The organism is Arthrobacter sp. Y3225116 (genome assembly GCF_059091245.1).
In genome coordinates, this window is record NZ_JBNHGL010000092.1 from 1 (window position 1) to 10533 (window position 10533).

Annotated in this window: 12 protein-coding genes and 1 pseudogene; 5 read left to right on the forward strand and 8 right to left on the reverse strand. The window is 65.2% G+C overall.

All coding sequences use genetic code 11. The annotated features are described in order from the left end of the window. Positions 1 to 390 (reverse strand): hypothetical protein (locus tag AC5RV2_RS10145; RefSeq protein ID WP_494092221.1); only part of this gene is annotated, 390 nt, incomplete at its 3' end. Positions 391 to 533: 143 nt separating this feature from the next. Here AC5RV2_RS10145 and AC5RV2_RS10150 point away from each other — a divergent pair. Next, a complete protein-coding gene (locus AC5RV2_RS10150; RefSeq protein ID WP_494092222.1) occupies positions 534 to 1886 on the forward strand; it encodes an MFS transporter in 1353 nt (450 codons plus the stop codon). Between the two features lie 88 nt (positions 1887 to 1974). Here the strand turns inward: AC5RV2_RS10150 and AC5RV2_RS10155 are convergent, their stop codons facing one another. The 4 genes from AC5RV2_RS10155 to purN form a co-directional block, all read right to left on the reverse strand. Further along, positions 1975 to 2634: a DUF6318 family protein gene (locus AC5RV2_RS10155; protein ID WP_494092223.1), complete on the reverse strand. Its 660-nt coding sequence runs from the start codon at positions 2632 to 2634 to the stop codon at positions 1975 to 1977. Between the two features lie 81 nt (positions 2635 to 2715). Then, the gene (locus AC5RV2_RS10160; RefSeq protein ID WP_494092224.1) at positions 2716 to 3435 is read right to left on the reverse strand and encodes a hypothetical protein; all 720 of its coding nucleotides are present in this window, start codon (positions 3433 to 3435) and stop codon (positions 2716 to 2718) included. Positions 3436 to 3628: 193 nt separating this feature from the next. Further along, positions 3629 to 4297 (reverse strand): DUF6318 family protein, encoded by a 669-nt coding sequence (locus AC5RV2_RS10165; protein WP_494092225.1) that lies wholly within the window; start codon positions 4295 to 4297, stop codon positions 3629 to 3631. A gap of 210 nt (positions 4298 to 4507) precedes the next feature. After that, positions 4508 to 5065, reverse strand: coding sequence for a phosphoribosylglycinamide formyltransferase (purN, locus tag AC5RV2_RS10170; protein ID WP_494092226.1), 558 nt, complete (start codon positions 5063 to 5065; stop codon positions 4508 to 4510). A 41-nt stretch (positions 5066 to 5106) separates the two neighbouring features. Here purN and AC5RV2_RS10175 point away from each other — a divergent pair, with 41 nt between their 5' ends. After that, positions 5107 to 5517 carry a hypothetical protein gene (locus tag AC5RV2_RS10175; protein WP_494092227.1) on the forward strand — a complete coding sequence of 137 codons (411 nt, stop codon included), beginning with the start codon at positions 5107 to 5109 and terminating at the stop codon, positions 5515 to 5517. Between the two features lies 1 nt (position 5518). On the opposite strand, the gene AC5RV2_RS10180 is transcribed toward AC5RV2_RS10175, so the two are convergent. After that, a complete protein-coding gene (locus AC5RV2_RS10180; RefSeq protein WP_494092228.1) occupies positions 5519 to 6820 on the reverse strand; it encodes a cell division protein PerM in 1302 nt (433 codons plus the stop codon). A gap of 215 nt (positions 6821 to 7035) precedes the next feature. Between AC5RV2_RS10180 and AC5RV2_RS10185 the strand changes: the two genes are divergently transcribed. Beyond that, positions 7036 to 7614 carry a dihydrofolate reductase family protein gene (locus AC5RV2_RS10185; RefSeq protein WP_494092229.1) on the forward strand — a complete coding sequence of 193 codons (579 nt, stop codon included), beginning with the start codon at positions 7036 to 7038 and terminating at the stop codon, positions 7612 to 7614. Positions 7615 to 7961: 347 nt separating this feature from the next. On the opposite strand, the gene AC5RV2_RS10190 is transcribed toward AC5RV2_RS10185, so the two are convergent. Both AC5RV2_RS10190 and AC5RV2_RS10195 read right to left on the reverse strand, forming a co-directional pair. Then, positions 7962 to 8090 carry a hypothetical protein gene (locus AC5RV2_RS10190; protein ID WP_494069520.1) on the reverse strand — a complete coding sequence of 43 codons (129 nt, stop codon included), beginning with the start codon at positions 8088 to 8090 and terminating at the stop codon, positions 7962 to 7964. Between the two features lie 108 nt (positions 8091 to 8198). Further along, a complete protein-coding gene (locus tag AC5RV2_RS10195) occupies positions 8199 to 8945 on the reverse strand; it encodes a sulfite exporter TauE/SafE family protein (RefSeq protein WP_494069589.1) in 747 nt (248 codons plus the stop codon). A gap of 101 nt (positions 8946 to 9046) precedes the next feature. Here AC5RV2_RS10195 and AC5RV2_RS10200 point away from each other — a divergent pair, with 101 nt between their 5' ends. Further along, on the forward strand, positions 9047 to 10216 hold the full coding sequence (locus AC5RV2_RS10200; protein ID WP_494092230.1) for a glycosyltransferase family 4 protein: 1170 nt from the start codon (positions 9047 to 9049) through the stop codon (positions 10214 to 10216). A gap of 58 nt (positions 10217 to 10274) precedes the next feature. Beyond that, positions 10275 to 10533: pseudogene (locus tag AC5RV2_RS10205) on the forward strand (hypothetical protein); the annotation flags it as partial.

Consider the following 10533-nt stretch of genomic DNA (forward strand, 5'->3'; position numbering starts at 1 on the left):
GGGGGCGTGGGCCGAGACCGGCGAGGGCGCGCTCGGGGCCGAAACCGCGGATTGAGCCGAGACCGGCGACGGCGCGCTCTGGGCCGAGACCGGGCTGGCGGGTGATTGGGCCGAGACCGGCGAGGGCGCGCTCTGTGCCGAGACCGGGCTAACCGGGCTCGGGGCCGTAGCGGCGGAGGCCGCGGTCTTCACATCCTGCCGGTCCAGATTCACCGCAGCCGGCGACACGCTGCTGTTCACGACGGGGGCAACAGCCGGTGTTTCCGGCGCCTGGACGATACCCGGGCCCAGATCCTGGCTTCCGAACCCGGAGTCCGCGACGGCGGCACCGGCACCGATTGCCATGACGCCAAGGGTTCCGGTTGCGATCCACAGGGTGCGCTTGTTCATGTTCCTGCCTTTCATCGTGCGGTGAGGTGCTGATGAATCAACAATGCACGCCGAATGTGAGACGTTCGGGAGAACTCCATGAGAGCGTTCTCATCTGCCGCCCGCGACTAAAGTATCCATAGCTACTCCCTGGAAGGCCACGAATGACGCAGACCGCTCACCTGCCCACCGGCGACCAAATCGTGCAGGAACTCCCCTGGCGCTGGCGGGTGCAGGGCAAGATCTTCCTGCTTGGCGGCCTCGGCTTCATGTTCGACGCGTGGGACGTCACGCTCAACGGCGTCCTGATCCCGCTGCTGTCTGACCACTGGGACCTCGTTCCGGCCCAGGCCGCGTGGATCGGCACCGCGAACCTCATCGGCATGGCCCTGGGCGCCTTCATCTGGGGATCGATTGCCGACATCATCGGCCGTAAAACGGCGTTCACTGCCACGCTGCTGGTTTTCTCGCTCTTCACGGTCCTCGGAGCGTTCGCCCCGGACCTCGTCTGGTTCTGCGTTTTCCGCTTCATTGCGGGCTTCGGACTTGGCGGCTGTGTCCCCGTGGACTATGCGCTGGTCGGCGAATTCACCCCGCGGCGCCTTCGCGGGCGGGTCCTCACTGCCATGGACGGATGGTGGCCGGTCGGGGCCGCGCTCTGCGGCGTCGTCTCGGCCCTCATCATGGCCACCGTGGCCGATTGGCGCTTCACCATGCTGATCATGGTGCTGCCGGCGCTGCTGGTCTTCTGGGTCCGCCGATCGGTGCCCGAATCCCCGCTCTATCTGGTGAGCCGGGGCCGCACGGCGGAGGCCGAGCAGGTCATCAACAGCATGATCGAGCGAACCGGCGCAACCGTCCGTGAATGGCGGCTGCCTGAACCGAGCGAGGCGCCGCGCTTGTCGGCCGTCAACGTCCTGGCGCAGTTCCGGGCGGTCTGGAAATTTAACTGGAAAATTACGACGGCGGCGTGGGCCTTGTTCTTCAGCATCCTGCTGGTCTACTACCTTGCCCTGACCTGGATGCCGATCATCCTCATCGACGCCGGGTTCGCCGCAGAGCGGGCCTTCCTGACCACGGCCGGCATGGCCGCCGTCGGCCTGGTCGGCGTCATCATCGCCGCCTACTTCGTCGAGAAGACCGGGCGGAAGTGGATCCTCGCCGTCACCGGGCCGTTGTCCGCACTGACGCTGGTCGTCGTCGCGCTCCTGATCGATGTCCCCCCGGCGGTGGTGGCCCTGCTGCTTGCCTACGGCATGGTCGTGCAGATTGCCATTCCCGTGCTGTATACCTACGTCTCCGAGCTCTACCCCACCGAGCTGCGCGGGTCGGGCTTCGGCTGGGCATCGACGTTCTCCCGCGTCGGCGCGGGCTTCGGCCCGCTCATCTTCGCCTCGGTCATGTGGCCCTACCTCGGGCTGGCCTGGTCCTTCGCCATCGCCGGAGTCCTGGTGCTGGTCGCCGTGTTGTGGATGGCGCGCTTCTCCCCCGAGACCAAGGGTGCCGAACTTCTCTAGTGCGGTGCCCCCGCCCTGCTCAGCAGACGGCAATGCGCCCTTCCGTCATCAGGTGGAAGGGCGCACGAGCCTAAGATCCGACCGCGGTTTACTCCGGGATCTCGGCGTCCGGCGTCTCTTCGACCGACACCATCGACCACGCGCCGTCGGCGTAGTTGGCAGTCACGGTCAGAGTGGTTCCGTCCGAATCCCATTCCTTGGTCTCGACGGTCTGGCCGTCCTTGTCCAAGGTGATGCGGGCATCTTCCATGAACGGAACCACCGCGCTCAGATTGCCCTCGTCGTCCGTGGCCTCATCCAACGCCACGACGTTCAGCGCCTTCGGCTGGCCGCCGGCAATCCAGCCACCGTCCGCGTAAACAGCCTCGAGGGCGTCAGCCTCTGCCATGCAGCTTGTGCAATCCGCGGCGACTGCACGCATCAGATCTGCGTCACCGGTCTGAACCGCGTAATTCTTGGCGTCAAAGTAGTAGTACGTGAAGGACGCCAGGCCTTCGGCCGAGTCCTCGGCCATCCGGTCGTTCTTCTCCGGAGTCCGCACGTTTTGCGCCGGCGCTTCGGTGGTAGCTGCTACCGGTTTGTTGCTATCGGCCGGCTTGTCAGCACCGGCTTCGCTGCCACAGCCGACAAGTGCAATTGCCGCCACGCCCATCATGGCGCCGGACATCATCAACTTCTTCATGCTCTCCCCTGGAATAACGGTGTGCGAGGCCTTTGCCGCTCGTCTCGGCGGCGTCAGCACCGTCACATACCCTATCGGCGGGGCAGGCTCGAAAGCCTGAAAAAGTGCTTCAAGTGCTGCATATCACAGCACCTAAATGGCTTCTGGCTAACACCCCGCACCCTCGGGATTCTCAAGGCAATTATCTGCGTAGTTATTGACCACCGATCGCCAGACGCTGATTGCAACAGGTGCGGAACGGAAATCAGCAGCGTTGGGAATTGGGATCTCCTGGCCGCCATTCACAGAGTAATAACCCCTGAAAGTAGTAGTCAGGAGGATTTGAAAGTCCCCCGTCTGTTGGTAGATGTGGCTCGTCGCCGTCTGCTCGCCCCAGCGATCCAGCGGCACCGGTCCGCCTGGAGTTGTGACCGGACCAAACCCGCTCCCGTCCCCGTAAGTCCATGCATAGCCCACGGGCTCAACCCTGATAACGACTTCTTGTCCGAGCATATTGAGTTCGAAGATCTGCTCGTGGGCCACAGCGTAGATATTTGTGTGAGCTCCTCTCAGTGTGTGCTCATTCGGCTGAAGTAAGACCTCTCCAGCTATCACCGGCCGTTGCTCAAACTGATGCTGGATACGCGAGGCAATTTCTTCAAGAACATCGACAGGATCCTCTGAATAGATACATGCAGGACTGCCGAGAGGCATCCAACTTGAGCGGTCAGTTCCCGAAAGGCCTGTATACCACTGCACCAGTCGTGGACCTTCCCCGCCTGTGCATCGGTCTCGCTGCTCTAAGCAAGGGGCGGTTTGGTGGCTCTTGTCTTCCAAACAAAGCGGCTCGAAGCGATATTCATTCGGGTCGGATACCAAATGGCTCACTGCCCGATGCCACATCCCAGTCTCCGGATCCTGCACCCATGACTGAGAACTCACTCCATCCTTGCCAAGCGATATGTCGTCCCTTCGGGTGGCATGAGAAGGATTTGATTGCAGAATAAGAATGAGAGCAATTAGGAGGCAAAACAAAACTGATCGCAACCAACGCCACCAGTTATCTTCTGCATGTCTGATCTCAGTTTCCGATCGTCTCAACATTCTTGGCCACCCACTGGCCGTCTAAGTAGACGGCAATCATGATCATGACGGAAGAATCGACGGGGTCAGACTCGATGGCGTGCGTTCCATCCGCTGAGTAGACATCCAGTCCTTCCTGCTTGTGCTGGAAAAGGATCTGGTATTCGCCCTCCGGAGTCCTCTTGAAATTTGTTTTACTCGAAGCTGGGGTGAGTTTGCCACCCACCATCCATCCCCCATCCTTATAGGAGCTTTCGATAGTCTCTCCTGCTTTTTTGCAGGCGGTACAGCCCTCGCCGCTGATGGCCTTCATTGGACCCAAATCACCAGTTTCATACGCGAATGTCATTGTTTCGAGCCAGTAAGCCGAGAACGCCGTCAATCCCTTTGCAGTCTTTTCTGTGGCGGCTTCCGGGAGTTCTGGCACTGGCACATTTTCCGCGGGGCCTTCCTCGGTTGCAGGTTTGTAAGTCGGCGCGGCTGACGGGGTTGGAACCGGCGGCGGAGTCTCGCTGGCTGGAGGCGATGTAGCGGGTTGGGATGGAGCGGAGGGCTCTGCTCCGGCTGAGCCGGTGCAGCCTGATAGGGCGAGGGCAGCCGCTGCGAGGAGCGGGGCAAGGATACGGGCAGCGCGCGTTCCTGCTGAGAGTGGTAGCTGCTGGCTCACTCAGACCCCCCGGTGCTGGTCGGCTAGACGCTAGGTGCGTGTCAGTCTAGCCAGACGCCTCAGCGGATGCGGAGGTTTTCCACAGGTTTGGTCTGCGGCACGTCGAAACGTCAACCGTCCCTTGACAACGCCCTCCCTAGCCTCGGTGTGGGCCAGGAAAAGCGAGCCGGAGCTCGGCGGTGAGGCACCGACGTCGTGGTTCAGCCGAGGCTAGGCGAAGTTGGCGAGGGTCTGCACCAGAAGTTGGCGTTCCTCCACCTTGATCCGTTCGTGGAGGGACTCTTCGGTGTCGTCGTCGAGCACCGGAACCGCGGCCTGGGCGAGAATGGGTCCCGTATCGACCCCGGAATCGACCAGATGTACCGTCACGCCGGTGATCTTGACCCCGTGGGCAAGAGCATCGCGCACACCGTGGGCGCCGGGGAACGAGGGCAACAACGCCGGATGGGTATTGAGCAGCCGGCCCTCGAAGCGGGCGACAAATACGGCGTCGAGGATGCGCATGAACCCTGCCAGCAGCACCACGTCCGGCTGGAAGGCGGCGGCGGCTTCTTCCAACGCCCGGTTCCATTCCGGCCGGCTGGCGAAGTCGCCGGGGGCCACGGTGAACGTCTCGATGCCGGCAGCGGCGGCACGTTCCAGGCCCCGGCAGCCGGGCACGTCGCTGCCTACAGCAACGATCTCGGCATTCAGGCGGCCGTCGCCGATAGCGTCGATAACGGCCTGAAGATTGGTGCCGGAGCCGGAAACGAGGACCACAATGCGCATGAAAGCAACTTTATGCGCCCCTCTCGCCTAGGCTTAAACCCATGTTGCAGAACACGCGCCCGGCGCCGACCGAGGAACAAAGCAAGTCGGCGGGGCTTTTCATCCGTGTGCTGCTGCTGCTACTGGCTTCCACGTTCCTGGCGACGGCGCTCCCGCTCCCCTGGAAGGCCGTGGCTCCCGCGCTGGCCGTGGCCAGCATCGTGGTGGCCGTGATCGGACTGGTCAAAGCGGTGCGCGCCGGCCTGCCGGGCTCGCTCCGGCTCACCTACGTACTGGGCGTCGGCGCCGGCGGCTTCTTCCTGCTGACCACGCTGGCGCAGGTTCTTTTCTGGCCGCTGACGGCCGAGTTCGAGGCCTGCAACCAGATGGCCGTTACGCAGTCAGCCCGTGAAGAATGCCTGGCCGCCTATGAAGACGAGCTGCTGAACCTGAACGACCTGCTGAGGCCGTAGGTTACTTCCGGCTGCGGGACTTGGCCGGCTCGCGTTCCAGCCAAGGGGCCACCGCATAGCCGAGCATGGTGCCGACGGCGACTTCGCCCGCCACCCAGAGGGCGGTCCAGATCGGATCCGGTCCGATCTCCGTCAACCGCCCGATCCCCAGCGAACCGTTGGACAGCCACACCAACCCGGCGGTGGCGGCCCCGGCGACAGTCCCGACGAACAAGCCCAGGACCATAGTGGAGCCGGATGCGGTGAACCAGCGGGCTTGGATCTTGATGGAGAGCCACTCGTCGAAATGGTTCTCGCCCTCGCGCAGGAACCACCATCCCGCCAGCACCCCGGCAAGCACGGGCAAGGCCAGGGCCGCGAGGCCATAGGACAGCTCACCCGTCGGCAGCGCACCCAGCACCGGGAACGCGGGCATCGGGCCCACCGTGGTGGCCAGCGGACCGATGGAACTGCCGGAACCGATGGCAAAGCCGGCCCCCGAGGACCATGCCAGCGTCCACACCACGAGATTCGGGACCAGTCCAAGCTGCGCCACCGTGAGCACGGCCCCGCCGATAATGCCCGCGCCGAGCTGTTCGTAAATTTCCACGATCTCGGCCCAGTGCAGCCCGAGATCCACGGCGAGCAGCAAGGCCGAGAGTGATACCGCGGCCGTCACCGCCAACAGCCCCGCGCGGACCGCCGCCCAGACGTACGATCCCGCCCAGCGTGAGTGCTGGCTGGTGCGGGCGACCCAGGCTGCGGCATCCACGCCGATCAAGCGCCCCCACGATCCGGCCTCCCGGTAGGCGCCGACGATCAGTCCGGCACCGGCGGGCAGCAGCGGGACGAGCGCCCCGGCCACCATGGAGATGTCCACTTCGTCGGTACGCACCATGTACGCGGTTGCGGCTCCCGCCGCGGCGTACGTTCCCAGCGCGCCGCCCAGCGCCTGCCACAGCTGGTCGGTGTACGACGCCCGCGCCAGACGCCGTCCGGCGCGCCAGGAGAGGAAGAACGGCACGAGCATGAGTCCCAGCGGCACCAGCGATAACGTGCCGCGCAGGGTCTCCGCCGAACTGGAGCCGGTCTGGATGGCCAGTTCCAGCGGGACGCCGTGGATCAGCAGCCATGCCTGGCCTCCGAGCCGCGCCAGCGAATCGAAGCTGCGGTCGTCGAAGCCGTCCGCGAACCACACACCGACCAGCGGCAGCAGCACCAGGATGGCCGAGAGCAGGGCGCACTGAAAGAACTCGAAGACACCCTGCAGCCACAGGGGCATCGGCAGTCCGGCCTGACCGTCCGGTCGCGACGTGAGTTTCATTGCTTCTATCGTGCCAGCCCGGCTGCCCGTGCCCGTTCAGCGACTCGGTGCCGTGGCAATTGGCACACGGTGCGCAAAGCGGGTCCTGCCGACGCAGCGGGTGCCGGCCCGGGCTGAGGCAGCGGGTTCGAGTCGCTGCGGTTTCCCGCCTTGTTGCTGGAGACCCAGCTCACGAGTCGCTAGTGTGGGGGCATCCCGAAGCAGAGGAGAGCCCCGTGGGCAAGGTGGTCATGTACAGCTCGGTGTCGGTGGACGGCTTCGTCGCGGACGAGAATGACCAGCCCGGACCGCTGTTCGACTGGTTGTCCAACGGTGACGTCCCGTTGGACGAGAGCGGCGAGTTGAAGGTGTCGCAGACGTCCTACGACTACACGCGGCCGTACTGGGACCAGATCGGCGTGACACTGGTCGGCCGCCACGTCTTCGACCTGACGGACGGCTGGGACGGGAAGCCTCCGAGCGGGGTCGACCACGTCGTCGTCGTGACGCACCGGCCGCAGCCCGAGGGCTGGGACCCCGAGGCGCCGTTTCACTTCGTCGACGGCGTCGAGGCAGCCATGGCCAAGGCGCAAGAGCTTGCAGGAGACCGCGTCGTCGAGGTCGCCGCCGGTGACGTCGGCGGCCAGATGCTTGCCGCGGGCCTGGTCGACGAGGTGCGCATGGACGTCGTACCCGTCGTGTTCGGGTCCGGCAAGCGCTACTTCGGGAAGGTTCCCGCCCAGCACCTGCTGGAGGATCCCGCCGTGATACAGGGCAACCGGGTGCTTCACCTGCGCTATCGGGTGCGCCGTTGACCGATCCGAGCGGTACACGAAGAACCGAGCGGTACGCGAAGAACCGAGCAGTACGCGAAGAAGAAGTCCACTGCGATGTGCGCCGTCGCGCGGCAACCAATACTGCTTTGAGCCGGGCTGGACAATAGAATGGGCGGCCGGATGACATTGACATCAATCCGGCCGCCCCGCAGGCGGATATTTGCTCAACGGAAATTCAACGCAGGAAAACAAATTCCGCGGACTCTTTCCGTGGCTCCGCCAGTCTGCAAGAACCGTGTTTCAACGATTCGTCCGACATCACCACTCCGACCGCCTCGAAGCCGCAACGGCTGTCGACTCAAGGGACGGTGTAGGTCTCCGGTGTGCTAGCGCTTGCGCCGCTTGGGAATGGTTTCGTTCTCCAAAACCGCCTTTTCACGCTTTTCGGCACGCTTTTCTTTGATGCTTCTGCCTTGTTTCTTGGCACTCTCGCGCGACGGCGTTTTACCTGACATTCGTGCTCCTCTTTCTCAAGCGGGATGTCTTGCTAAAGACCATACCCTCTTTGGGAAATAAAGCCAGCCCTTATTCGCGCACCCCGGAATACCGGAAAAACACCGGATTCAGGCCATCAAGTCCGCCAGCCCCTTGGCCAATGCTCCCGCCGCTCCCAGAAAGGCAAGCACGACTACTGCCGTCCTGGCATGCTCGTCCCGCAGCCGCCGGCCGAGCCGTTCGCCGGCGACGATGCCCATGATGATCGACAGCACGATCACCGCCCACATCCACCAGTCCAAATGCGGCACGCTGCCCGGGTCCACCGCCAGTTTCGCGCCGACGGTGATGATGCACAGCTGCAGGAAGAATGGCTGCAGCGTGGCAGCGAACCGGCGCGGCGGCCAGTGGGACAGAATGGCGTACGCGCTGACGGTAGGGCCGCCCACGCCGGCGAGCGCGTTGGTCAGCCCGGAACCAAAACCCGCGAGCACCTTGGGCAACTGCCCGGAAACGGTGACTTGGGCACGGCCCAACACTACCGCCACGGCCAGCCCGGCCATCACCACCCCTCCCACCACGGCAGAGAGCACTGCGGGCGTTACCTGCACCGCCAACCAGGAACCCAAAACGGTGCCGGCGGCGGCAGGCACGGACAACCACAGCAGCAGGTTCCAGTCAATCTCCTGCCAGACCCGGGGCACGATGAGCCCGCAAGAGACGACGGCGCAGATGTTGATCATCATGATGCCCTCGTGCGGCCCGAGCAGGATCGCCAGGATCGGCGCCACCAGCAGCGCGAACCCGATGCCCGCGATCCGCTGGGCCACCGAACCGAAGAAGATTGCGCCGGTGATCAGCGCCAGGAGTCCCATGGTCACCCGACCACCCTGCCAGAGCGGAGTTAGGCCGCCGTTCACCGACACGATCACGCGTGCTTGCCTGCAGGTCGCCGGCCGCGGGCAGGCTGGGCGGCGTGAGGATAGCTATTGTTGCCGAATCGTTCCTTCCGCACATGAACGGGGTCACCCAGTCGCTGTTGCAGGTCATCGCCCACCTGCGCCGCCGCGGCGACGACGTCCTGGTGATCGCACCCGCGTCGTCCTGGCAGGAGGACACTGCCCCGGCCACGGTGGAGGGCTACCCGGTCCACCGCCTGCCGTCCATCCCGCTGCGCGGTTACCCCAACGTGCGGGTGGCGGCCGGAACCGTGGCACGCCTCCGCCGGGTGCTGGCGGACTTTGCTCCGGACGTGGTCCACGTGGCGTCGCCCTTCATCCTGGGCTGGCGTGCGGTGCAGGCCGCCCAGCAGCTCGGCCTGCCCACGGTCTCCGTCTACCAGACCGAGGTGCCCGCCTACGCGGCCCGCTACGGCGCGCCCTGGTTGCAGGAGCTGCTGTGGCAGCGGGTGGAGAACATTCACAAGGCCTCCACCCTGACCCTGGCGCCGTCGTCGTTCGCCATGGAGCAGTTGCGCGGCCGCGGCATCCGCGTCCACCTGTGGCGCCGTGGCGTGGACACCAGCCGTTTCCATCCGGATAAGCACGACGCCGCCTGGCGGGCGTCCGTGGCGCCGCGCGGCGAACGGATCATCGGCTACGTGGGCCGCCTGGCGGCGGAGAAGCAGGTGGAGGACCTGGCCGTGTTGGCCGACCTCCCCGGCACGCGGCTGGTGGTGGTCGGCTCGGGTCCGTTGAAGGAGGAGCTGCAGGAGAGGCTGCCCGGCGCCCACTTCGCCGGTTTCCAGGGCGGCGACGACCTGGCCCGGCATGTGGCTTCCTTCGACCTCTTTGTCCACCCGGGCGAATCGGAAACGTTCTGCCAAACCATCCAGGAGGCGATGGCCAGCGGCGTGCCCGTCGTCGCGGTGGGCCGCGGCGGCCCGGTGGACCTGGTCGATCCCTCGCGGACCGGCTGGATCTACCAGCCCGGGAAGCTGGACCAGCTGCGCGGGTACGTCCAGGACCTGGTGGGCGACGACACCAAGCGGCGGGCGCTGGGCAGGGCCGCCTTCGACTCGGTGCAGGGCCGCACCTGGCCGGTACTCTGCGAGCAGCTGGTGGACTATTACCGGCTGGCCATCCGGGTCAAGCGCCGCGCCCTTAACCTCGAAGCCCGCGGCGTGCTCGGCTTTCTCACCGGGTGAAAGCTTCAGCCCGGCCCGGGCCGGTGGACGCCCTCCCGGCCTGGACTAGGATGTGGCCATGCCAACAGAAACCGGTCCCGTCCCGCCCGCCAATGGCTCTTCCCGGGGACAGGAACAGCGCGTGCCGACCGGACAGGGGCAGCGCACTTCGGCCGGGCAGTCCGTGCCGGAGCGGCTGGCCGAGCAGTTCAAGTCCCTGGGTGTCGCCCGGACCTACGGAGAACCGCTGCAGGTGGGCGGCGACACCGTGGTGCCCGTGGCCATGGTCTACTACGGATTCGGCGGCGGCGGCGACTCCGAGGGCGCCGCCGGCGGTG